Raw genomic sequence first — 22874 nt, forward strand, 5'->3', positions numbered from 1 at the left:
TTCACCGGACCGCTCCCAGCCATCTCCCTACGCTGGCGCCATGCAGCTCATTGTTCTGTGGGACATCGACCACACGCTCATCGAGAACGCTGGGGTGAGCAAGGAGATCTACGCGACCGCGTTCTCCCTCCTCGCGGGAAGAGATCCGGACGGGCCGGCGCGGACGGAGGGCCGCACAGATCGCCTAATCATGCGGGAGCTGCTCGTTCGGCATGGCGTCCCCGTACCGGACTGGACCGTCGTGGAAGCGGCTCTCACCAAGGCCGGGGAAGGGCGCGAGGAGGATCTGCGGCGTCGCGGGAGCGCCCTGCCTGGGGTGCGCGAGGCACTCGCGGCAGCGGCTGGCCGACATGGCTGGATCTCGTCCGTTCTGACGGGGAACATCGCGGCCAACGCCGTTGTGAAGCTCTCCGCCTTCGGGCTCGACACGCTCCTCGACCTGTCCGTGGGCGCGTACGGCGCCGACGCGGATCTGCGACCGGACCTCGTGGAAGTGGCTCGTGAGCGCGCCCGCCGACTGCGAGGGGTTAGCGAGGACGTTCCTGTGGTGCTCGTCGGCGACACGCCTCGGGACGTCGAAGCCGCGCTCACGACCGGCTCGCAGGTCATCGCGGTCGCGTCCGGCATCCACGGCGAAGCGGAACTGCGGGCGGCGGGGGCCTCCGTGGTCCTGAGGGACCTGTCGGAGACCTCTCGGGTGCTGGATCTGCTGGAGCGCGCCGGCCAACGGTGAAACGTCCCAGGACGTCCTGCCTGGCGTCCGCAGACGCGGTGACGGTGTCCCCCTCTCCTTCCCCATCATCGGTCTCAGCACGGATCGCAAACCTGCGATCGCTCGAACGGGCGGTCGCTCGCCTCACGATGGGAGAAGGGGGCCATGAAGCGCGAATACGAAGTCCGGTTCCTGGATGTCGACGCCGCCGACATCCGCACCAGGCTCGACCGGGTGAGGGCCGTCCAGAGGATCCCCTGGGCGCTGCGTACGTGCTGGATCTTCGAGGGGGAGGTGCTGGATCCGGGTCTCTGCCTCCGCCTCTGTGGTCAGGGCGCCCGCGTCAGCCTCGCGCTGGGGTCGTCCTGTGCCTCCTCGGTGCTCCGGGGCAGCGCGGCCGTCGAGACCTTGGTGTCCGACCGCGCGGCCGCGGTGGAGATCCTTCGCAAGCTGGGCCTGCGCGAGACCCGCTATCAGGAGCACTTCCGCGAGGAGTGGCGGCTGGGCGAAGCCGCGTTCTCGATCGAGGCGTGGCCCGACCTCCCCGTGCTCGTCGCGGTCGCCGGCCCCGACGAGGCGTCCGTCCGGCAGGCTTCGGCATTGATCGGGTTCGACTTCGGCAATGCCCAGGTCGAGAGCGTCGAGCAGATCTACCTGAGCGCGACCAAGCGCAACGTGCTTGCCGAGCCCACCCTTCTCTTCGCCGATACCGCCCATGCCCGTGCGACGTGACCTGGTACGAGGGGCAGCAGCCGGGCTCGCCGCCGGCCGACCGCCGCGATGGCCTCAGCCACTTGGCCGATAAGCCTTCTATCGCTCAACTGCCTTGCGCAGAACGGGGTTACGGCGCCGGTAACCTCGGGCGGGCGAGGCGCTGAGCGCCTGCTATTTGGCCTGCCTGAAAGCTGAAAGGGAATCGATGGCCCAGGATCTGGAAAACACCGCGGAGCGCACGCTCGTCCTTCTCAAGCCCGACGCTCTGGTCCGTGGTTTCGGCGGGAGGATCATCTCCCGATTCGAGGACGCGGCACTGAAGATCGTCGGCGTGAAGATGAAGCAGATGGACGCCGAGTTCACGCGGCGCCACTACTTCGACCTGGAGGAGCGGCTCGGCCCGGAGGTCTACAACCTCACCGCGACCTTCATGCAGCAGGGCCCCGTCATCGCGCTCGTCCTGGAGGGCTTCGACGCGGTCGCGACCGTGCGGAAGATCGTCGGCAGCACGTACCCGAACGAGGCCCCCGCCGGCACCATCCGGGGCGACTTCTCGCACTACAGCCGTGGCGCCAGCGCCGCCTCCGGGAAGGCGGTGGCGAACCTCGTGCACGCCTCCGGCAACAAGGAGGAGGCCGACCAAGAGGTGGCGCTCTGGTTCGACAAGGACGAGCTGCACGACTACCGCACCCTCGCGGAGATCTTCACGTACTGACCCCGCACCGAGGTCACCTCTCGGAAGTCGACGCGTTGAACACCACCTAGCACCAACGAAGGAGAGAAGACCCATGACCAACCCGACCCGCGTCGCCTCCACAGCCGAGCTGGAGAGCATCTTCCAGCAGGAGCTGGCCACCGATCGCTGGGCCGCGGCGGAGACCGCCTTCGCCCTCGCCATCCAGAGCCGCGACGCCGGCGACTGGGACAAGTCCCGCGAGTGGGCGAGGCAGTGCCTGAGCCTGCTCGTCGGCTTCCCCAGCGACACCGAGGGCGACGTCGCCACCAAGAGGGTGGCCGTCGGCGGCGTCCTCCTGCCGAACTACCTGCACGAGGGCGTCCTGCGCGACCGCTTCGGCGACTTCGACTGACGTACGACCCCGGCGGCGGGGTGCGGCACCCGGCGACGGACCGCACCCCGCCGGCCGCTGACCAACCACACATCACGTCCAGCCGAGCCAGCCCCCATGCGCGGGATGGCTCGGGCGGACCACCCATGCCTGATTCCGGAAGGGAGCCCCTGTGGCCATCGAGATCGAGATGCGCGCCCGGTTCGACGAGGAGACGTACGAGAAGCTCCTCGTCCGCCTCGCGGCGGAGGCCGAGGACCTCGGCTGCGACGACAAGAACATCTACTTCTACGTGCTGCCCGACCAGCTGCTGAAGGTCACCGACAACACGGCCGCCGGCTCGGCGAAGATCACGCTCAAGGCCAGCAAGATCGGCCAGGGAGCCGCGTTCCCCGAGACGGAGTTCGCCATCGGCCGGGACGACGTGCCCGCCGCCGTGCGGATCTTCAACGCCCTCGGCTTCGAGGGCGCCATGCACCAGGCGTTCAACCAGCGGCACAACTTCCGCTTCCGCGGGGTCGAGATCGCCGTGAAGTGGAGCGAGGCGTGGGGGCACCACGCCGAGTTCGAGGTCCTCCTCGACGAAGGTGCCGGTGCCACCGCCCAGGAGGAGGCCACCGCCCGCATCCGCGGCGTCACCGACGAGCTCGGCATCCACCTGATGACCGAGCAGGAGCTCGCCGACTTCACGGCCGCCTTCGAGGCCGCCGAGCAGGAGCGCAAGGAGAAGGAGGCGGCGACCGCCGCCACCGCCAGCTAGGCATCCGCTGTCGCAGACCACCATGAGGAGGTGGGCCCGATGAGCACGACCCTGCCGGCCGACAGTCTGGTCGAGCTGGCTGCGCGCAAGCAGCTCCCGCACCACCAGTACACCGATCTCGCCACCGTCCGCTGGATCGCCGCCAACCGGCCGGACCTCCCCGACGGCCCGCCTCCTCCCACCCTGCGACCGAGCTCGCGACAGCTCGTGACCCGCGCGGCCCTGCCCGCCAGCTGGCTGGCCGAGGCCAGGTGCCACGACTCCCTCCACGGCATCCGGCACGCCGTACGGACCGCCGCCATGGCCGCCCTCCTCGCCGAGGCCGGTGGCCTCGGCGAGGAGGACACCGCCACCCTCGTCCTGGCCGCCGCGGTCCATGACTGCCGTCGGCTCCACGACAAGGACGACACCGGCCACGGCGCCCGCGCCGCCATTTGGCTCACGGACAACGCCGGCGTCGTCTGGGACCACTTCGGCCTCACCCCGACGCTCAGCCGCGTCACCGCAGCCGGCACGGCGGTCCGCCTCCACGACCTGCCGTACGAGAACTTCTCGCCGGACGACCACGCCGACCACGCCCGTGCGAGGACGATCACCGACCTCCTCAAGGCCGCCGACGCCCTGGACCGCTACCGCCTGCCCAAGCTCACCTGGTGGCCCGACCCCGCCCGCGTCCGCTCCGAGGCGTTCGCCGGCCTGCGCACCACCGCCTTCGAACTCGTCGTCCGATCCGAGTCCGAGTGGCTGGCCGGAGCCGACAGCGCGGAAGCCGTCCTCAGCAGCCTGGCAAGCATGGAGCTGATCAGCTGATGGACTTCCTCGACGCCTACGAGCAGTGGGCCGACGCCCACTCCTTCTTCGACACCACCCTCATCCCCAGCCCCACCGACAGCCAGGACCCGCTCGCCGCGCAGACCGCGGCCTGGGATCAGCGCTTGGCCGACACGCCCAACGGCCGGCTCCTGCGGGACAACGCGATGTTCCGGGCCTTGGGGACGGGCAACAAGCTCCACCTGCTCCACGTCACGCACGCCCTGGAGCAGATCAGCGAGCACGGCGCGCTGTACCCCTCCGGGGGCTGCTTGGTCGGCAGCGTCTACTGCGCGCCGCTCACGGCCTCCGAGCGCGGCTTCCGCATGCACAACCTCGGCGAGTACATCCTGACCAAGGAGGCTCCGGCCTTCGTGGCGAAGGCCGGAGTCCCCAAGCGGGAACCGACCCCGCTGATCTTCGAGGTCTCGCTCCCGCCGCAGGTGTACCGGGGCCTGGCTGGCGTGGACTACCTCCGTCTCGGCTCGATCCACCTGCAGATCTACAGCCGCCTGGAGTACCTGCTCTCCAAGACCGAACGCCACCAGTTGCGAGAGACCGTCGTCAGCCGGATCAAGAACTCCGCGTCCTTCCTCGCTCTGGCGGCTGCCGTCGCCCACCAGGGCGCCACGGTCTCGCCGGAGAACTTCCTCCGGCTCCTGGACGAGACCATCCCCCGCTTACCGATCCTCGGCTACGTCTACTTCGAGGCCCTGGCCGAGTACCTGATGCTGCACTCCACCACGGACGACACCCGCGAGCGGGCCGAGTACGGCGAGTTCAACAACTGGCTCTACAAGGACATGCTCTTCGCGTCCTTCCCCGACATGGCCGGCAAGTTCGACCTCGCGAAGTTCCGGCCCTCGCCCACCGGCCTGGCCACGCTCCTGGCCCGCATCGACCCGAGCCTCGACACGCGCCACGCCCGCTCCTACCTGACCGAGCGGATCAGCCACCTCGTCGCGGCCCGCCTCTTCACACCCGGCCAGATCCCCGAAGCCTGGCACCGCACCCGCTGGGAGTTCGACGGCCTCTCCACCCAGCTCGGACCGCTCCTCGGCCACCTCATCCACCGCGAGCTCCGTACCTTCGGCCGGTACCCGGACTTCTACTTCTACTACGACCAGCACAAGGCGCTCCAGGCGTGGAACTACTGGAACCACATGGACATCATCGCGCCCTTCAACGGCACGATCCCCAAGGGGGAGATCGGCATCAACCCCGCGTACCCCGATCTCGACTACCGCGTCTGGCGGGCCGAGCGGGACGACCACGGCCAGCTCCACCCCGCCGAGGAACTCGCGCTGACCATCGCCCCGCGTCTGGTGGACATCAAGTACACGCTCATGCGCAACAACAGCCGCTGATCAGGGCCGGCCCACACGACAGATCGTCGCCCCCCCTGTCCCCTCAACCCGCCGAAGTGGAGACGCATGTCGACCCACGAGCACGCACGTCCCACCCGCACCTGGCCCGCGCCTGCCCAGAACGCCGAGACGATCTTCACCGAGGTCTTTCGCTCCAACCACTGGGGATCTCCGGAGTCGGTCTCCGGGCCCGGATCCGAGCTCCGACAGACCGAAGCGGTCCGCGGCGCCCTCGCATCCGTCCTGGCGCGGTATCCGATCCGTACGGTCACGGACGCCGGCTGCGGAGACGTCAATTGGATCCGCCACGTCGACGGCTTCGACCGGCTGGACGCGTACGTCGGCCTGGACGTCGTTCCTGAACTCGTCAAGCTGAACCAGAAGCGGTACGGCAGCGAGCGGATGTCCTTCCAACAGGCCGACCTCAGCCGCGACGAGGTCCCGGCCGCGGATCTCGTCCTCACCCGCGACTGCATGGTCCACCTCACCCACCACGAGGTCCTGGCATTCCTCGCCCGAATCGCCGCCAGCGGCTCCACCTACCTCCTCGCCACCACGTACGCCGACCTGGCGGAGAACCGCGACACCACGGACGGCCACTGGCGCCCGCTCAACCTCCAGGCGGCCCCATTCCATCTCCCGTCGCCCATCGAGCACTTCGACACCGACTTCACCGACAACGGGCGACACCACCCGGGCAACGGTCTGGGGCTATGGCGGATCGAGCAGCTCGGCACCCGAACCACGTGAATCACACCCACCAACGGCGACCCAAGAAGCGAGACACGATGGCCACGCACGACGCCCAGATAGCGTCCCTCCTCGACCAGCTCGACCGCGCCCTCGCCTCCCCGGCGACCACGCACGGCCTCGCCCGCACGCTCAGGGCGGCCGCCAAGGAGGCCGAACTGCACCGCCACCACCGAGCCAGCCTCGCCGGCCTGCCTGACGGTGTCCTCCAGCCCAGCCCCGCCAAGGTCCAGATCGGTGGCGGCGGGCACCGCATCGACGGCTTCTTCAACATCGACATCGTCCCGCCGGCCGACCTTCTGTGGGACGTACGTGAGAGCCTGCCGCTCGCCGACGAGAGTGCCCAGGAGATCTTCTCGGAGCACTTCCTGGAGCACGTCGACTACCCCCGCTCCGCCAAGACCTACGCCCGCGAGGCGTTCCGCGTGCTCACGCCCGGCGGCCGCCTCATCACCGGGGTGCCGGACGCGGCCTTCGTGCTCGGCCAGTACCCGGCCGGCCCGGAGCAGGCCGAGGAGATGATCGCCCGCTGGTACGCCAAGCGGGACTGCCGCAAAGACATCAACACCTACCTCGACCTGATCAACTACGTCTTCCGCGACCAGGACGACGACCCCACGTACAACCCTCACTACTGGGCGTACGACTTCGAGAAGCTCAGCCAGCTGTTCACCGAGGCTGGCTTCGCCGCTGTCGAGCCCTGGACCTTCGATCCGAGCGTGGCCAACCCGAAGCGGCAGTGGGCGAGTGTCTACGTCATCGCGACCAAGTAGGCAGCCCGACGTGCTCACGGAACTCGCCTTAGGACACCGGGTGATCCCCGGCATCGCCAACTTCGCCCGCGGCGGTCGTCCGGCCCCGGCGACCACGGACGATGCCAACACGTGGGTCGACGGTTTCTGCTGGCTCTACTGCGGGCGGAGGTGGACGCGCGTTCTCTGGATCGGCCCGGCAACCGTCGCCGGCGCCCAGGCACCGATGTACGCCTGCGGTCCGTGCATCAGCACGCTCCACGAGCTGGTCTGGGAGTCCCTCCTCCTCGGCGACGCGCCGGCTGGCGCCCCGTCGCAGGACGAGCCCTCAGCCGCCGAACCACCCACCCCGCGGCGAACAGGCAAACACCGTGGCCGAGGCCGGCTCCTGCGCCGCCGTTAGACCCCCGCCCCGGACACAGAAGAGTTACGCCGCTCCCCCACGCCAACGCCCTGTGTCCGAGGCGGGCAAAGTGCATGCCAAGTTCTTCTCCCAATACGCCTTATACGCGGAAGTCACCTCAGGATGGGCTCCGTCGATCACGCCACCAGCGACGAAGACGAGCGGCCGGCCTGCGCCACGCATCGAAGAACTCGTCTACCTCGCGGCCGAGCTTCGCTCCGAGGCCGAGGGTCAAGCTGAGCAGCCCAAATACCGTGAAAGCTCCGAGGGTGACCTGGTCCAATGTCCAGCCCTTCTAACAAGGCCGGACCAAACACGCGCACGCTCAGTCCGGCCACCAATAGGTGACGAACTGAGATCGCGCCGGTGTAGCGACTCAGGTACTGCTCCCGGTTGCGGACCGGGTCTTCCTTCGCTTCGGGTCGGGACAGACCTGCGGTTGCTCTCCGCAGGAGAGGCGCGGCAAAACTCCTGGGTCGCCACCGGACAACCCAGAGTGGGCCCAACTGTGGGCCCCACCTCTAGCACCCTTCCGGGTGCCCACTGCCACCGGGCTGCCGCCCAGCAGCTAGGACTCTAGCGACAAACCGCGCACCGCGCGGCCCAGTCACACGATTGGGTGGGAGATCCGTCAGGGGGATTCCTCGCTCCCGACTTGCGGGACCGGTACCCCGCAGGTCGGCTGCCGTAGTGCGTGCTACAGGCGGGGACTTGGTTGTTGGGCGGCGGCCTGGGCACCTTCCGGGACTGTCAACGGTGCCGACGGTGTTGATCGGCGGAGGCTGTGGCTGCCGTGGCATGGAGGGGAGTTCGGACCAGATGCCCGCTGGGCGCGGGCGCCATGGTGGAGCGGCGGCGGGCGGCTTCGGCGCGGGGGTTGGGGGCGGGGTTGCGGCTGGTGTGCTGGATGCGGGTGATCAGGACGCGGGCGGGTTGGCGGGCGGTGGTGAGTTCGCGTTGGGCGGCGGCTTCCTTGAGGAGCTGGTGGGGTTTGTGGCCGCCGGCTTCGGCGTCGGCGAGGACGGTGGCGAGGGCCGGCCAGGTGGGGTCGGTGAGGATGCGGTCGGCGTGGTCGGGGACAGCGGCCCGGACGTCGTGGGCGAGGGTCTGGCGGGCCTGATCGCTCGGTCGGCGGGTGGCGAGGCTGTCGACGACGGGTGTAAGGGCGCGGTCGGCGGCGTTCTGGAGGTGGTGGAGGGTCTGGCGGGCGGCTTCGGTCTGGTGGGCGTGGTTCTTCGCCTCGTGCCAGCGGGCGGCGAGGATCGTTGCCCAGACGAGGGTGGCCAGCAGGGTCGTCAGGGCGCTGTCGTCGGGGCCGGTGGCGGTGTGGGCGAGGTCGCGGACGGCCTTGCGCAGGGTGTGGGCGGCCTGGTTCTCGGCTCGGATGTGGGAGCGCTGAGCGCGTGCGAATGCCCGTGAGGCTGCTCGTAGTTCGGCGTGGAGGTACTTGGGGGCTTTCTGGGCGGTGGCTTCGATGAGGTCGCCGAGCGCGGTGATGTGGGCCTGGGCGTGGGTGTCGTCGGCCATCCCCTGATGGAGGGTGTCGAGGGCGTCGGTGGCTTGGTGCCAGGGGGTGGCGGGATGGTCGCGGCGGGCGGTGGGGTGCTCCTCTGGCGCGGCCGTCTCCAGGCGGGCCTTGAGCTTGGGGAGGGTGAGATCGGGGGCGATCTTTCCTCCGGGGTGGAAGATCTGTGCGCCGTCCTTGTTGAGGTCGCCGGGGCGGCCGACGGCGTAGCCGAGGAGGTCGCCGGAAGGTCCGCGGCGGGGTTTGACCGCGATGTCCATGGCTTCGAGGTAGGCGAGGAGTTCCTCGGTGTTGCTGGCGTGGGGGATGGCGGCGCGGATGCGGTCCTGGAGCCAGTCGCGGCTGGTCTGCTCCCAGCCGAGGCGTTCGGCCTTGTGCATCTCGGCCTGGGTGGGCCGGCGCCCGGCGGTGCGGTCACCCTTCGTCAGCTGGCGCAGGCCGTAGTCGGTCTCGATCTGGCGGCAGGCGTCGCCGACGCGGATGCCGCTGTCGTGGAGCCTGGGGCGGCGGCCGTCTTCGCGGACTGTGGTGGCGAGGATGTGGATGTGGTCGTCCGCGTGGCGTACGGCGATCCACCGGCAGCCAAGATCGTCCCCGGCCGGGGCGATGCCGGCGGCTTCGACGATCCGCTGGGCGATGTCGGCCCAATCCGTGTCGGAGAGGCGGCGGTCTTCGGGGGCGGTGCGGACGGGGCAGTGCCAGACCTGGTCGGTGACCTTCTTGCCGAACTCGCTGTTCCGAAGATGGACGGGCTCGTCGAGGTGGCGGGCGAGCTGGGTGAGGGTGGCCTCGGGGTCGCGGCCGGGGTCGGGCATGCCGAGCATGGCGAAGCCGGCGACGATGTGCGGGTCGGCGTGCTCGTCGTGGCGGCCGGGGCCGTAGAGGTAAGCGAGCAGGCCGCGGGTGTTGGACCCGGCCGGTTTGATGGCGGCGATCACGCGGCCAGGTCCTTCCTGAATTCGGCGGGTTCGCGCAGGGCCTCGGCGATCAGCTCCAGCAGGCGGTGGAGCTCGTCGAGACGGTGGCGGACGTCGGGTGGGGTGAGGTCGCTGTTCAGCGCGCGGGCGATCTGGTTGACGTTGACGCCGATCCGGTTGAGCTCGCGCAGAACCTGGGCGCGGAACATGTGGATACGGCGGCGGTCCTCGGACAGCGGCAAGTTCGCGGTGAACCGGCCGGATACGAACGCGAGGACGATGTCGGCGGCGAAGCCGGATTCCCCCTTGTAGCCGTGCTCGGCGGCAGCCTCCTGGAGGCCGGCGTGCTCGTCGCCGGTGAACCGCAGCGGGCCGACGCGGACGGTCCGCTTGGTGCCGGTGAAACGGCGGATCGCCGGCTGCACGCTCTGCACCGCTCGCTCGCCGGCTGTCGGTTCGGTGGCGGGTGCGGGGCGGAGGATCTGCTGCTGGACGGCGTGGAGCTCGTCCGGGTCGGGGCCGCCCTCGGTCCCGACCTCCCGGCCCGGCGCCCCCTGGCGCTGGGCCGTCTCCGCCACCCCTGGGGCGGAGCTCCCCGAAGACCGGCCTTGAGTCGGACTCGGGGTACTACTGGCTCCGCCAGGGGCTGTCCGTCCGAACGCCTGCCGCAAACGGTCCATGAACGTAAACGACTTCGGCTGGAGGGACGCCGTGTCGGTACTGATAGTGGCGTCGTCGTGGGAGTCACGGAGCACAGGCGTTCTCCAATACGCGGGACGGGAGGCGGGCGCAGGGGCACGGGGAGGGCATGTGTGCGTATCCACAGGAGCGGCCCCCAGGGTGTGGACACGACCGCGGTCGGGGTGGTCGGAAGGGTTCCGACCACCCCACCCGGGCTCGGGGTTCGGAAGGTCAGGAGGTTTCGGAAGCGGCCTTCGCCTCGGCCCGGAGGATGTTCATGACCTCGGTCAGTCGCTTGCCGGCCATGCCGAGCCCCTGGGCTTGCACGGCCGTGCGTACAACCGCTCGGGACAGCTCGCCCTGCTCGGCGGCAGCGGCTCGGCCTATTTCGACCAGGTCCTCCAGCGAGGCGTCCGGTGGACGTCCGCCTCGCCGCTTGGCCTCCGTATCCCCGGCCGGCTGTTCCGGAGCCGCGATCGTGGTCTCGCGGGTGATCAGGATGTGGAGGTGGACCGCTCCGGCCAGGGCGAGCGGCGCGATGGTCGAGAGGACGCCCACTGTGGCGTCGCCCAGGTACAGGCCGTCGGATGTGACCTGTTGGTTGAGGCGGAGGGCGTGCAGGGCGTTCGCCCAGATGCTCGCCGTGGTCGCTTCCGAACAGGGTCCATATGTAGAGGCGGGCTCGGAACGGGGCGGTGCGCAGGACGAGGAGGGCTCGTACCCCGTAGGCGATGAACCCGTCGATCACGAGCGGGAAGAGGTAGGTGAGGAAGCCACGGACGTGGATGGCGACGGCCATCTGCTGCAGTGCGTCGTACGAGAGGGCACACGCGGCGGCGCCGAGGGCGAGGATCGCGGCGCGGTCCCAGCCGGTCGCCTGGTGGGCTGTGCGGTGGTGGGCGGGTATGGCAGGGGTGGTCAAGCGGGGTGCTCCTGTGGTGGTGGCGTGATGCGTCTTGGGCGTCTTGGCCGTTGCAAGCGCAGGTCAGGGCCGGTACGGCAGGCCCGGTCGGCGTCCGTCCTGGCCATGTCCCGGCGGGGACGGCACGGGTCTGACCTCCGTCTTGGCCTCGTAGCCGGTGACCTGCGGCGATACGGCACGTACGCGTGGGACGGCACGAGACGGATGCGGGCGACGTCCCGGCGGTCTACACGGGCGACGGTGATCGTTTTGCCGTCTTGGGCCCGGTTGCCGTCTTGCGCGTATGCCCTGTGACCTGCGCGATCACGGCAGGGACGGCGAGGACGGCAACGAGCGGGGGCGGGGCGGGGTCAGCCCTGGGGGAGGGTGGGTGTGGCGTCGACCGGGTGGACGGTCGGGCAGTAGCGGCGCCAGGGGTCGAGGAACTTGTTGCGCATGTAGCCCTTGCGCTGGGTTCCGTCGGCGATGCGGACGTTGCCGGGCTTGATGCCGAACTGCCGGAGCATCGAGCCGAGGTCGCGGGGGCTGAGCCCGCTGCGCCCCCACTCGGCCCACGGGTTCTCCGGGTCCTGGCGCAGGTGGTGGATCAGCTCCTCCGTGGAGAGGCTGTCGACCTCGCGCTGGGCGACGAAGACGCGCCGGATGTCGGCCAGGATGCGGGCCCCGCTGGGGTGGTCCTCCTCGGCCGCCGCCTCGGCGGCGACCATTCGCTCGCACGCGGTACGGGCACGGCGCGGCCAGGTGCCGGCCGCGAGGTCGGCGACGATGACCAGGGGCTCCCAGGTGTCGGCGGCCCGGTCCTCGACCGGCATCATCGGTTCCAGATCTGCGGCCTCGTCCACCAGGGGCGCCGCCCAGGCGGCGATGCGGTCGCGCAGGTCATGGAGGGACGGGATGTCCCGCCGCGACCGGAAGGGCCGGACGCTCTCGCCTTCCGCCCGTCGGCGCATGCGGATGACCACCGACCGGTCCATGATCGTGTCGGGCAGGTCGCCGATCCCGGCGATGGCCGCCATGGCGAAGGTGGCGAACCGGTGGGGCGTGTGGTCGTTGCCGACCACCCGGGTCACGTAGCGGTTGCGCTGGTGGCCGGCGTTCAGCAGGCCACGCATCTCCTCGTTCTTCTCCGCCTGCTTCGGAGTGCCGAAGATCGTGTCCGCCTCGTCCACCAGGAGCGTGGGCGGCTCCTCGGTGATGGAGCGGAAGACCGCCGCCGGCGTGGTGTTGATCGTGAGCATCGGCTCGTGGACCGTCTCGGTCAGCACGTCAAGCAGCCGCGACTTGCCGCACCGCTTCGCCGGCCCCACCACCGCCAGGCGCGGGGCGTGCTGCCACGAGGGCTGGAGATGCGTCGCCGCCACCCACAACGTGACGGCGTCGAGAGCCTGCTCGGAGGGCAGGATCACGAACTTCGCTATCCGCCGACGCAGTTCGTCCAGCAGGACCGATCCTGCGGTCGGCTCGGGGTCCGGTTCCGTCTCCTCGGCAGACTCGTCCGCCACGGCGCCCTCGACGCCGTCAGCGGTAGAAGCCTGGCCGATGTACTCGCCGGGCTTGCCGGGAGCGACCACCGGCGGCCACACGGGCTTGTCGGGGTTGGAATAGGGCTGGGGTTCGGGGTGTTCCACAGGGCAGCTCCTCGTCTGGCGGTGGCGGGCTCGCACGCCCTTGCCGCCGGGTTGGTTCTTCCAGGGCCGTTCGGGGTTGCTCGGGCCTCCGGCGTCGCACCGCCGGGGGCCCATCCCCTTCTCGCGGGCAGCAGGCCACCGCGAGGGAACACGGACAGTACGTCCACACCTGGCCACAGTCCAGCGCTTCTGTGTCAGCTCAGCGCAGAACTGCCTCCTATGTTGCTTCACCCTCAAGCGGCCAGCCCCAGCAGATTCAACAGGTCCGCGGTCACCACGCGGTACGCCTTGCCCAGGCGCAGAACCTTGCACGGGTACTCGCCCCGCTTGGCCAGCTCATAGCCCTTGCTCCGACCGAGACCCAGCGCACGGTTGCCCGTGTCCAGGTCAACGGCAACTGGAAGGGCCAGCAGTTCCTCACGGCTCATGCTCTTCGCCTGCTCGGCCATCGCCTCATCGCGCACGTAGCGCTCCTTTCGTCACAGCCCTCGGCGAACATGCCCAACACGTCCGGCTCCAGGCGGCTAGGAACCATCATGAGCGAGCTACTGTGTCTGCATGACACAACACGGTTTCGATGATGAAGAGGACGACGACTTCCCGGAGTGGGTGGACCGGATCAAGGCCAACGTGGCCGGCGAGGTCTGGCGACGGAGAAAGGAGATGGGATGGAGCGCACAGGACCTGGCCGACCAGTGCGAGCGGCTCGGGCACCCGATCCCGCGCAATGTGATCGCCAACATGGAGTCCGGACGCCGGGCCACCCTGCCGCTGGTGGACGTCATCGTGCTGGCCGCCGCCCTGGAGACGTACCCGGTCTGCCTGATCTTCCCGGTCGGGTACGTCGATCAGACCCAGGAACTCCCGTTCCAGAGCCTCGTCCCCACCTGGGACGCCCTACGGCGCTTCACCGGCGAACAGGAGGTGCCCGAACGCGACGCGGGCATGGTCCCCGACTTCGAGCTTCACGCCAGACTCACGCGCACCGCGCTCGCCGCGCTCGAAGAGGAAGAACGGGCACGGTTCGCCGCCAAAACGGCCACCAGCCGCGCCCAGCAGGAAGAAGCCGAACGCAGGCGGACCGAATACGCCGACCAGGCCATCTCCGCCAAGTACAACCTCCGCCACCTCCGCCGGGACATCCGCGACGAGGGAGCCACCCCACCCGACCTGCCACCCGCACTGGGCGATGTCGATCCGCCCGAAACCGACCCCAACACCACCATGGAGGAAAGCCTTTGAAGGGCTCCACCTACCGCCGCTGCTCCTGCCGTGACCCGAAGTCCGGCAAGGAACTCGGCTCCGCCTGCCCGAAGCGCAACAGCAGGAATCACTGCACCTACTCCATACGCCAGGAGCTGCCGCCCCGCGAGGACGGCGGCCGGCGGTCCTTCGCGCGGGGCGGGTACGACAGTCTCAAGGCCGCCCAGGCCGATCTCGACCACGTGCGGGCTCTCCTGGGGCTCGCCGAGGTCGACGACCCCGAGGGCATACAGCTGGTCGCCGCGATGCTGGCCGAGGTCAGCGGCGAGAAGCTGCCCCTGCCGGACGTGGAGGAGACCCGGCGCCGGCTCAGGGCCGGCCAGGATCTCATCGGCAGCCTGACCGTGGCCGAGTGGCTGGACCGGTGGCTCGCCGGCAAGCGCATCCGGAAGTCGGGCATCAGCCGGTACGAAACCGACGGCCGCGTGCACCTCAAGCCGCACATCGGCCACCGGCGTCTCGACCGGCTGCGCGTCAGCCACCTGAGCGACATGTTCACCGCCATCACCGACGCCAACGCCGAGATCCTGGAGCAGAACGCCCAGCGGCGTGCGGCGGTCGAGGAGTTGGCGACCGTCCCGTGGAAGGGTGCGGCGAACCGCGCCCGCCGCAAGGCCATGAAGGCCGCGATCGACGCGATGCCGCCCTTCCGCCGCGTCACCGGCCCCGCCACACGCCAGCACATCAAGGCGACGCTCCGCGCGGCCATGAACGACGCGATCGGGCAGCAGATCATCACGTTCAACCCGGCGGCCCACGTCGAGATCGACCCGGTGCGCAAGCCGAAGGCGCTCGTGTGGACGGACGAGCGGGTCTCCAAGTGGGAGCAGACAGGCGAGAAGCCCTCGCCCGTGATGGTCTGGACGCCGGAGCAGACCGGCGCCTTCCTCGACTTCGTCGCCGAGGACCGGCTGTACGCGATGTGGCACCTGATCGCCTTCCGCGGCCTGCGGCGAGGTGAGGCGTGCGGGCAGCCGTGGTCAGAGACCAACCTCGACCGGCACTCCCTCACGGTCACCGGCCAGCTCGTCCAGGACGGCTGGGAGGTCGAGGCGTCCGAACCGAAGACGGACAGCGGCTTCCGCGTCGTGGCCCTGGACGACGACACCGCCCACGTCCTGAAGCGGCACCGCGAGCAGCAGGAGGCCGACCGTGCCGAGTGGGGCGCGGCCTGGGTGAACACCGGACTCGTCTTCACCCAGGAGGACGGCTCCTGGCTCCACCCAGGCAAGGTCACCGACCTCTTCGAGCGCCTCGTCGCCGCCTCCGGCCTCCCGCCGATCCGGCTGCACGATCTCCGGCACGGCGCGGCCACGCTCATGCTGGCGGCCGACATCGACATCAAGATCGTGTCGGACACGCTCGGGCACAGCGACACCCGGATCACGCGCGACATCTACCAGAGCGTGCTCCCCCACGTCGGCAAGAGCGCCGCCGAGGCCACCGCCAAGCTGGTCCCCCTCCAACGCAAGGCCGACCAGGAGGAACAGGCCCGGAAGGCCGCCAAAGAGGCGAAGAAGGCCGAGAAGGCGAAAGCCAAGGGGAAGAAGAAGGGCAAGGCCAAGAAGACCGCACGCAAGGGCTGATAGCCGCTCCGCTCACGCATCGCTCACGCAAGCACTCCCACGGCATCCCCGTCGTGCGGCTCGGCATGCCCTGGGCATGAAAAAACCCCAGGTCACGGCGAGTGAGTCCTGGGGTAATTCCGAGCCGCCTTCGGGATTCGAACCCGAGACCTACGCATTACGAGTGCGTTGCTCTGGCCAGCTGAGCTAAGGCGGCTTGCCGTGCAGACCCATGTTGGGTGCAGCAGCGCCGCCAAGTCTACACAGTTTCCGGGGGTGCTCCGACCACCCCCGGATCATGCCGATGAGCAGCGCTTTCCGTCCTGCGGAGGCGTGCCTTCCAGGAGGTAGGCGTTGATGGCCGAGTCGACACAGTCGCTGCCCCGGCCGTACGCGGTGTGGCCGTCGCCGTCGTAGGTCAGGAGGATGCCCGAGGAGAGCTGGGCGGCCAGGGAGCGGGCCCACTTGTACGGGGTGGCCGGGTCGCGGGTGGTGCCGACGACGAGGATCGGGGCGGCGCCGTCGGCGGTGATGCGGTGGGGGCTGCCGGTGGGGCGCATGGGCCAGTAGGTGCAGTTGAGGGCCGCCCAGGCGAGGCCCTCACCGAAGACCGGGGAGGCCTTCTCGAAGGACGGGACCGCCTTCTCGGCGTCGGCGGGGCCGGCGTAGGCGGCCGGCAGGTCGAGGCAGTTCACGGCGGCGTTGGCGTACATCAGGTTGGCGTACGTGCCGTCCGCCTCCCGCTCGTAGTAGCTGTCGGCCAGGGCGAGCAGGCCCGAGCCCTCGCCGCCGATCGCCCGGGTGAGGGCCTCGCGCAGCTGGGGCCAGGCGCCCTCGTCGTACATCGCCGCGATCACGCCCGTCGTCGCGAGCGACTCGCCGAGCTCGCGGCTCTCGCCCGTCGGCACCGGCTTCGCGTCCACGTCGCGGAAGAAGGCCCGCAGCGCCTCGCCGGCCGCCGCGGCCGACTCGGTGCCGAGCGGGCAGTCCGGCTTGCGGACGCAGTCGGCGGCGAAGGCGCGGAAGGCGGTCTCGAAGCCGGCGGTCTGGTCGCGGTTGAGGTCGAGCGCGGACAGGGACGGGTCCATCGCCCCGTCGAGGACCAGCCGGCCGACCCGGCCGGGGAACAGCTCGGCGTACGTGGCGCCGAGGAACGTGCCGTACGAGGCCCCCACGTAGCTGAGCTTCTCGTCGCCGAGCACCGCCCGCAGGATGTCCATGTCACGGGCCGTCTCGACGGTGGAGACGTGCGGCAGGACCTCCCCGGAGTGCTTCTGGCAGGCCGCCGCGAACTCCTTGAAGGCCGCGCTCAGCCTGTTGGTCTCCGCCGCGTCGTCGGGGGTCTGGTCCACCTGCGTGTACGCGTCCATCCGCGGGCCCGTCAGGCACTCGACCGGCTCGCTGCGGGCGACCCCGCGCGGGTCGACGGCCACCATGTCGTAGCGGGCGCGGACGGGGGCGGGGTAGCCGATGCCCGCGTACCCCTGGAGGTAGCCGACGGCCGATCCGCCGGGCCCGCCCGGGTTGACCAGGAGCGAACCGAGCCGCTTCCCCGGGCCCGTGGCCCGGATCCGCGAGACCGCCAGCTCGACGTCACCGCCGTCCGGCTTCGCGTAGTCGAGCGGGGCCAGCAGCGTCGCGCACTGGAAGCCCGTGACACCACAGTCGCGCCACGTCGGTTTCTGCCCGTAGTACCTCTTTAGCGCTTCGCTCTCGGCCGAGGCCGAGGCGGAGGCGCGGGCGGCCGATGTCGTCGTCGTACGGGACGCGGCGGCGTCGCTTCCGCCCGTGCAGCCGGAGAGGATCAGTCCGGCGGCCGCGAGGGCCGTGGCGGACGTACGGAGCAAACCCCTGGAGTCCATTCCCGGAGCGTATCCGGACGAGTACGGACCGTGTCCAATCGTGCGGGTGCCCTCAGTCGCGGAGCGACATCGTCATCGCCTCCACCGCGAGCAGCGGAGCCACGTTCCGGTCGAGGGCGTCCCGGCAGGCCAGGATCGCCTCGATGCGGCGCAGGGTCCGCTCCGGGGTGGTGTCCGCGGCGATCCGCTCCAGGGCGTCCCGCACGTCCACGTTGGCGATGTCCGAGCGCGAGCGGAGCTGGAGCGCCAGCACGTCGCGGTAGAAGCCGGTCAGGTCGGTGAGCGCGAGGTCCAGGCTGTCGCGCTGGGTGCGCGTTTTGCGCCGCTTCTGCCGCTCCTCCAGGTCCTTCATCACACCGGCCGTGCCGCGGGGCATCCGCCCGCCCTGCGCGGCGCCGAGCGCCGCCTTCATCTCCTCGGTCTCCTTGACGTCGACTTCCTCCGCGACCTGCTTCGCGTCCTCCGCCGCCGCGTCGACCAGCTCCTGGGCGGCCTTGAGGCAGCCGCCGACGTCCCCGACCCGCAGCGGCAGCTTGAGGACGACGGCCCTGCGCGCCCGGGCCCGCTCGTCCGTGGCGAGCCGCCGGGCCCGGTCGATGTGCCCCTGGGTCGCGCGGGCCGCGGCGTGCGCCGCCGCCGGCTCGATGCCGTCGCGCCGCACGAGCACATCGGCCACCGCCTCCACCGGCGGCGTCCGCAGGGTCAGGTGACGGCAGCGGGAACGGATCGTCGGCAGCACGTCCTCGACGGAGGGCGCGCAGAGCAGCCAGACCGTGCGCGGCGCGGGCTCCTCGATGGCCTTCAGCAGGACGTTCCCCGCGCCCTCGGTGAGCCGGTCGGCGTCCTCCAGGACGATGACCTGCCACCGCCCGCCGGCGGGCGACAGCTGGGCGCGCCGGACGAGCTCGCGGGTCTCCTTCACACCGATGGACAGCAGGTCCGTACGGACGATCTCCACGTCCGCGTGGGTGCCGACGAGCGTCGTGTGGCAGCCGTCGCAGAATCCGCAGCCCGGGACCCCGCCCATCGCCCGGTCGGGGCTCACGCACTGGAGCGCGGCGGCGAACGCCCGCGCCGCGGTCGCCCGCCCGGACCCCGGCGGGCCGGTGAACAGCCAGGCGTGGGTCATCTTCGACGCCTCGGGGGCGGGCTCTCCGGCGGTATGGGCGGTCACGAGCGCGTCGGCGTCGCGCGCGGCGGCGCTGAGCTGCTCCTCGACCCGCGTCTGTCCGACCAGGTCGTCCCATACGGCCATGTCTGCCCCTCCTCAGGTACGCCCTCCATTGTGGGGCAGCGCTCTGACAACCCCCGCCGACCGGGCGTCAGGCCACGCCGCGGGCCCGAGCGCGGACGTGGGCTCGGGCTCGGGCGCGGGTCAGCCACAGGCCGACCGCGGAGCCGAGCACGAGCGCGCCCGAGCCGACGCTCGCCGTGGCGTGCGCGGCGCCGGTCCAGCCGGCGAACGTGTTGACGCAGGCGTTGGCGAGGACGCCCGCCGTGAACAGCAGCCAGAGCAGGAACCGCATGGGAATCTCCAGGGGTGTGGGGGTCGCGGGAAGTGCTGATTCGATCTTCGTCGCGTCCCCGTCCCCGCACAGCGGTGCCCACCCCCGGACCGATGGTGGAGCCTGCACCACCGTGCTGCCGAGGTCACAGCGGTATGGAGCCGGCTTCCGGGTGGAGGGTGGGGCTGGGCTGGCTACACCCTCCACCCGGAAACAGAGGCAGACTCAGCGGCGCCGGCGGCCGTCGTTCTCGTCGTCGTGCGGGCCGAACAGCTCGTCCGCGAGCGTCGGCAGATCGTCGAGCGGGGTCTCCTCGGCCCAGTCCGAGCGGCGGCGCGGCTGCCCGTTCTCGTCGAGCTGGGGCAGCTCACGGGTCCGGTCGTTCGCACCGTGGTCCTGCGCCTGTTCCTGCGACTGCGCCTGCGTCCGCCGCTGCCTCCGCTCGTCGCGGAAGATGCCCTGCGGCACCCGGTCGGCGGGGTCGGACGCCCGGGGATCCCGTACGGGAGGCAGGACGGCGGTCTCGTCGACGGCCCGCGGGTCCCGGATCTTCGGCATGACGGCCGTCTCGGCCTCCGGCCGCACGATCGGCGTGGCCACGGTGACCTCGTCGGGCGAAACGGTGGGTGCCTCGGAGTCGGCGGCCGGACCGGCGTCCGGCTTCACGACCGGCGTCTCCACGGTGACCTCGTTCGCCGACACCTCGGTGGCCCGAGCGGCCCGCTCGGCCGCCGCCCGTTCAGCCGCCGCCTTCTCGGCCGCCGCGCGCTCAGCCGCAGTCTTCTCCGCGGCCGCACGCTCAGCAGCGGCCTTCTCCGCGGCCGCCTTCTCCGCGGCGGCGCGCTCGGCCGCCGCCTTCCTCTCGGCCTCGGCGGCGGCCACGGCCGCCGCACGCTGTGCCGCCGCCTTCTCCGCCGCCGCGCGCTCCGTCGCGGCCTTCTCGGCTGCGGCCTTCGCTGCCGCCTCGGCGGCGACCTTCTCCGCCGCGGCCTTCACCGCGGCCTCCTCCGCCGCCTTCGCGGCGGCCGCGGCCTCGGCCATCCGGCGGGCCTCCTCGGCCCGGAGCAGGGCCTCCTCGGCCTTGCGCTGCTTCTCCAGGCGGCGTTCCTCCGCCTCGGCCCGGAGCCGCGCCTCCTCCTCGGCCTCCCTGCGGATCCGCTCCTGCTCCTCCAGGCGGGCCTTCTCCTCGTCGGCGAGCCGCTTCCGCTCCTCCTCGGCGGCGAGCTCGGCTGCGACCCGGGCCTCCTCGGCCTTCCGGCGGGCCTCCTCAGCCTGCCGCTCGGCCTCCAGGCGGCGCGCCTCTTCCTCCTCGCGCCGCTTGCGCTCCTCCTCCTCGGCGCGGAGCTTGGCGAGCTGCTCCTGCCGCTCGCGCTCCAGGCGCTCTTCCTCGGCCTTGCGGGCGGCCTCTTCCTCCGCGAGGCGCCGCGCTTCTTCCTCGGCCTTCCGGCGGGCCTCCTCGGCGGCCTTCACCTCGGCCTCGGAGAGCGGCAGCATCCGGTCGAGCCGGTGGCGTACGACGGTGGTGACGGCCTCGGGCTCCTGCCCGGCGTCGACGACGAGGTAGCGGCTCGGGTCGGCGGCCGCGAGGGCGAGGAAACCGGCCCGCACGCGCGCGTGGAACTCCGGCGGCTCGGACTCCAGCCGGTCGGGCGCCTCGGTGAAGCGCTCCCGGGCCGTCTCCGGGGAGACGTCGAGGACGACGGTGAGGTGCGGGACGAGCCCGTCCGTCGCCCAGCGCGAGATGCGGGAGATCTCGGTCGGGGACAGGTCGCGGCCCGCGCCCTGGTAGGCCACGGACGAGTCGATGTACCGGTCGGAGAGGACGATCGCGCCCCGCTCCAGGGCGGGCCGGACCAGGGAGTCGACGTGCTCGGCGCGGTCGGCCGCGTACAGCAGGGCCTCGGCCCGGTTCGAAAGCCCCGCCGACGACACGTCGAGGAGGATCGAGCGGAGCCGCTTGCCGATCGGGGTGGCACCGGGCTCGCGGGTGACGACGACCTCGTGGCCCTTCGCCCGGATCCACTCGGCGAGCGCCTGGACCTGGGTGGACTTCCCGGCGCCGTCGCCGCCCTCCAGGGCGATGAAGAAGCCGGTCGGGGAGGGCGCCTGGGCCGGGTCGGAGCCGCGCAGCGCGTCGCGCAGGTCGCGGCGGAGCGGGACACCGGCACGGTCGTCGGTCTTGGCGAGGACGAGCGCGGCGACCGGCAGCAGCAGGGCGCCCACCAGGGCGAGCGTCAGGGCCGCGCCGGCGTGCGCGAAGTCGGCGCTCTCCGAGGCCAGCCGGTACGGCCCGATGGCGGCGGCGAGCAGCGGGGCGGCGAGCGCGCCGACGGCCATGCCGACGCGGGCGTTGGCCTGGAGGTGCTCGGTGGTCCGGGCCCGGCGCGGCTCCTCGGTCTCCTGGTCGACGAGGGTGTGGCCGGTGTGGGCGGCGACACCGGCGGCGTACCCGGCGAGGACGGCGAGGAACAGCACGGTCGCGGTGTCCGGGACCAGGCCCATGGCGATCAGCGCGACACCGGTGACGGCGGTCGCGAGGGCGAGCAGCCGGCGCCGGGACAGGACGGGCAGGACCTTGCGCGCGGTGCGGATGCCGACGGCGGTGGCGCCGCTGAGCGCGAGGATCAGGAGCGCGTACGTGACGGGGCCGCCGCCCAGGTCGTACGCGTGGAGGACGGTGAGGGACGCGGCCGCGGCGATCGCCCCGGCGACGGTGGCGCAGGTCAGGACCAGCAGGGGCAGGACGCCGGTGCGGCCCTTGCCCTCCGCGCCGTCGGCGCCGCCCTTCCCGGCCGCGGGGCGGCGCAGCCCCTCCAGGGGCGAGCGGGGCCTCGGCGTCTGCCCGCCGGGCAGCGCCATCGCGTACAGGCCGGTGACGGAGGCGGCGAACAGGCCGGCCGCCACGTACGAACCGAGGGCGGCCTGGTGCAGCGAGAACCAGTCGAGTCCGGCGCCGAGCAGCTCGCCGACGAGCGTGGCGACGAGCAGCACCGCGGCCGCGGCCGGCACGGCGAGGAAGCCGGTGCGCTGGGACAGCCGGCGGAGCGCGCCAAGGTGGTCGGGGAGCGGCCGTACGGCGTCGCCCTCCAGCGGCGGGGCGGGCAGCAGCGCGGGCGCGGCACCCTCGCGGCAGATGGTCCAGAGCCGCTCGGCCGCACCGGTGACGAAGACGGTGCCGAGCAGGAACCAGAGCGCGCTGTCGGGGGTCCAGTCGATCCACAGGGGCGCGATGACGAGGAGCGCGATCCGCAGTCCGTCGGCGCCGATCATGGTCCAGCGGCGGTCGAGCGCGCCGCCGGGGCCCGTCAGCGCGGTGAGCGGGCCGAGGAGGACGGCCCCGAAGAGGACCGAGGCGAGCAGGCGCGTACCGACGACGGCGGCCACGGCGAACGCGGCGCCGCGGTATCCGCCCCCGAGCGCGCCCTCGGCGACGGCCGCCTGGAGGCCCAGGAGGACGAGGACGAGGAGGGCGAGGGCGTCACCGACGCCGCCGGCCACCTGGGCGCCCCACAGCCGGCGCAAGGGCTGATGGCGCAGGAGGGCCCGTACGGCACGCTCCTGGGAATCCGCGACGAGTGCGGCGTCGGAATCGCCGAGGCGGTCTGGCTGCTCTGCTCGCGTCATCCGTCCACCCTATCCGGACGCCCTCGCTCCCCGCGGCCTCCGACCGA

General features: G+C 71.4%; 21 protein-coding genes and 1 tRNA gene. 12 read left to right on the forward strand and 10 right to left on the reverse strand.

The window, feature by feature from the left end:
• Positions 1–40: 40 nt before the first annotated feature.
• The 10 genes from ACFWWU_RS00640 to ACFWWU_RS00685 all read left to right on the forward strand — a co-directional run bounded on the left by ACFWWU_RS00640 (position 41) and on the right by ACFWWU_RS00685 (position 7335).
• A complete protein-coding gene (locus ACFWWU_RS00640) occupies positions 41–733 on the forward strand; it encodes an HAD family hydrolase (protein ID WP_384137417.1) in 693 nt (230 codons plus the stop codon).
• Positions 734–877: 144 nt separating this feature from the next.
• Positions 878–1444, forward strand: a complete 567-nt coding sequence (locus ACFWWU_RS00645; protein ID WP_384137419.1) for an adenylyl cyclase — start codon at positions 878–880, stop codon at positions 1442–1444.
• A 187-nt stretch (positions 1445–1631) separates the two neighbouring features.
• Entirely contained in the window at positions 1632–2141 is a 510-nt protein-coding gene (locus tag ACFWWU_RS00650; RefSeq protein ID WP_384137420.1) for a nucleoside-diphosphate kinase, read from the forward strand.
• A gap of 73 nt (positions 2142–2214) precedes the next feature.
• Positions 2215–2514 carry a hypothetical protein gene (locus ACFWWU_RS00655; protein WP_384137422.1) on the forward strand — a complete coding sequence of 100 codons (300 nt, stop codon included), beginning with the start codon at positions 2215–2217 and terminating at the stop codon, positions 2512–2514.
• A gap of 151 nt (positions 2515–2665) precedes the next feature.
• Positions 2666–3253: a CYTH domain-containing protein gene (locus ACFWWU_RS00660; protein ID WP_384137424.1), complete on the forward strand. Its 588-nt coding sequence runs from the start codon at positions 2666–2668 to the stop codon at positions 3251–3253.
• A gap of 39 nt (positions 3254–3292) precedes the next feature.
• Positions 3293–4063, forward strand: a complete 771-nt coding sequence (locus ACFWWU_RS00665) for a hypothetical protein (RefSeq protein ID WP_384137426.1) — start codon at positions 3293–3295, stop codon at positions 4061–4063.
• On the forward strand, positions 4063–5430 hold the full coding sequence (locus ACFWWU_RS00670) for a hypothetical protein (protein ID WP_384137428.1): 1368 nt from the start codon (positions 4063–4065) through the stop codon (positions 5428–5430). Before ACFWWU_RS00665 ends, ACFWWU_RS00670 begins: the two co-directional genes overlap by 1 nt.
• Before the next feature lie 66 nt (positions 5431–5496).
• Positions 5497–6180, forward strand: coding sequence for a class I SAM-dependent methyltransferase (locus ACFWWU_RS00675; protein WP_384137430.1), 684 nt, complete (start codon positions 5497–5499; stop codon positions 6178–6180).
• Between the two features lie 38 nt (positions 6181–6218).
• Positions 6219–6953, forward strand: coding sequence for a class I SAM-dependent methyltransferase (locus ACFWWU_RS00680; protein ID WP_384137431.1), 735 nt, complete (start codon positions 6219–6221; stop codon positions 6951–6953).
• Positions 6954–6963: 10 nt separating this feature from the next.
• On the forward strand, positions 6964–7335 hold the full coding sequence (locus ACFWWU_RS00685; RefSeq protein ID WP_384137433.1) for a hypothetical protein: 372 nt from the start codon (positions 6964–6966) through the stop codon (positions 7333–7335).
• A 750-nt stretch (positions 7336–8085) separates the two neighbouring features.
• Here the strand turns inward: ACFWWU_RS00685 and ACFWWU_RS00690 are convergent.
• The 5 genes from ACFWWU_RS00690 to ACFWWU_RS00710 all read right to left on the reverse strand — a co-directional run bounded on the left by ACFWWU_RS00690 (position 8086) and on the right by ACFWWU_RS00710 (position 13457).
• Positions 8086–9798, reverse strand: a complete 1713-nt coding sequence (locus tag ACFWWU_RS00690) for a relaxase/mobilization nuclease domain-containing protein (RefSeq protein ID WP_384137434.1) — start codon at positions 9796–9798, stop codon at positions 8086–8088.
• Entirely contained in the window at positions 9795–10355 is a 561-nt protein-coding gene (locus tag ACFWWU_RS00695) for a MobC family plasmid mobilization relaxosome protein (protein WP_384137436.1), read from the reverse strand. Before ACFWWU_RS00695 ends, ACFWWU_RS00690 begins: the two co-directional genes overlap by 4 nt.
• A gap of 334 nt (positions 10356–10689) precedes the next feature.
• On the reverse strand, positions 10690–11016 hold the full coding sequence (locus ACFWWU_RS00700; RefSeq protein ID WP_384137438.1) for a hypothetical protein: 327 nt from the start codon (positions 11014–11016) through the stop codon (positions 10690–10692).
• Positions 11017–11730: 714 nt separating this feature from the next.
• Positions 11731–13008 carry a DUF3631 domain-containing protein gene (locus tag ACFWWU_RS00705; protein WP_384137440.1) on the reverse strand — a complete coding sequence of 426 codons (1278 nt, stop codon included), beginning with the start codon at positions 13006–13008 and terminating at the stop codon, positions 11731–11733.
• Between the two features lie 233 nt (positions 13009–13241).
• Positions 13242–13457, reverse strand: a complete 216-nt coding sequence (locus tag ACFWWU_RS00710; protein ID WP_362250743.1) for a hypothetical protein — start codon at positions 13455–13457, stop codon at positions 13242–13244.
• Between the two features lie 109 nt (positions 13458–13566).
• Between ACFWWU_RS00710 and ACFWWU_RS00715 the strand changes: the two genes are divergently transcribed.
• Positions 13567–14250 (forward strand): helix-turn-helix domain-containing protein, encoded by a 684-nt coding sequence (locus tag ACFWWU_RS00715; RefSeq protein WP_384137442.1) that lies wholly within the window; start codon positions 13567–13569, stop codon positions 14248–14250.
• A complete protein-coding gene (locus tag ACFWWU_RS00720; RefSeq protein ID WP_384137443.1) occupies positions 14247–15857 on the forward strand; it encodes a tyrosine-type recombinase/integrase in 1611 nt (536 codons plus the stop codon). Before ACFWWU_RS00715 ends, ACFWWU_RS00720 begins: the two co-directional genes overlap by 4 nt.
• A 122-nt stretch (positions 15858–15979) precedes the next feature.
• On the opposite strand, the gene ACFWWU_RS00725 is transcribed toward ACFWWU_RS00720, so the two are convergent.
• The 5 genes from ACFWWU_RS00725 to tmk all read right to left on the reverse strand — a co-directional run bounded on the left by ACFWWU_RS00725 (position 15980) and on the right by tmk (position 22827).
• A tRNA-Thr gene (locus tag ACFWWU_RS00725) sits at positions 15980–16053 on the reverse strand.
• Between the two features lie 79 nt (positions 16054–16132).
• The gene (locus tag ACFWWU_RS00730; protein ID WP_384137445.1) at positions 16133–17698 is read right to left on the reverse strand and encodes an alpha/beta hydrolase; all 1566 of its coding nucleotides are present in this window, start codon (positions 17696–17698) and stop codon (positions 16133–16135) included.
• A 52-nt stretch (positions 17699–17750) separates the two neighbouring features.
• Entirely contained in the window at positions 17751–18953 is a 1203-nt protein-coding gene (locus ACFWWU_RS00735; protein WP_384137447.1) for a DNA polymerase III subunit delta', read from the reverse strand.
• Between the two features lie 67 nt (positions 18954–19020).
• Positions 19021–19224, reverse strand: coding sequence for a hypothetical protein (locus ACFWWU_RS00740; protein WP_384137449.1), 204 nt, complete (start codon positions 19222–19224; stop codon positions 19021–19023).
• Between the two features lie 204 nt (positions 19225–19428).
• The gene (gene tmk / locus ACFWWU_RS00745; protein ID WP_384137451.1) at positions 19429–22827 is read right to left on the reverse strand and encodes a dTMP kinase; all 3399 of its coding nucleotides are present in this window, start codon (positions 22825–22827) and stop codon (positions 19429–19431) included.
• Positions 22828–22874 lie beyond the last annotated feature (47 nt).

The sequence above is a fragment of the Streptomyces sp. NPDC058650 genome (assembly GCF_042717315.1).
Lineage (GTDB): Bacteria > Actinomycetota > Actinomycetes > Streptomycetales > Streptomycetaceae > Streptomyces.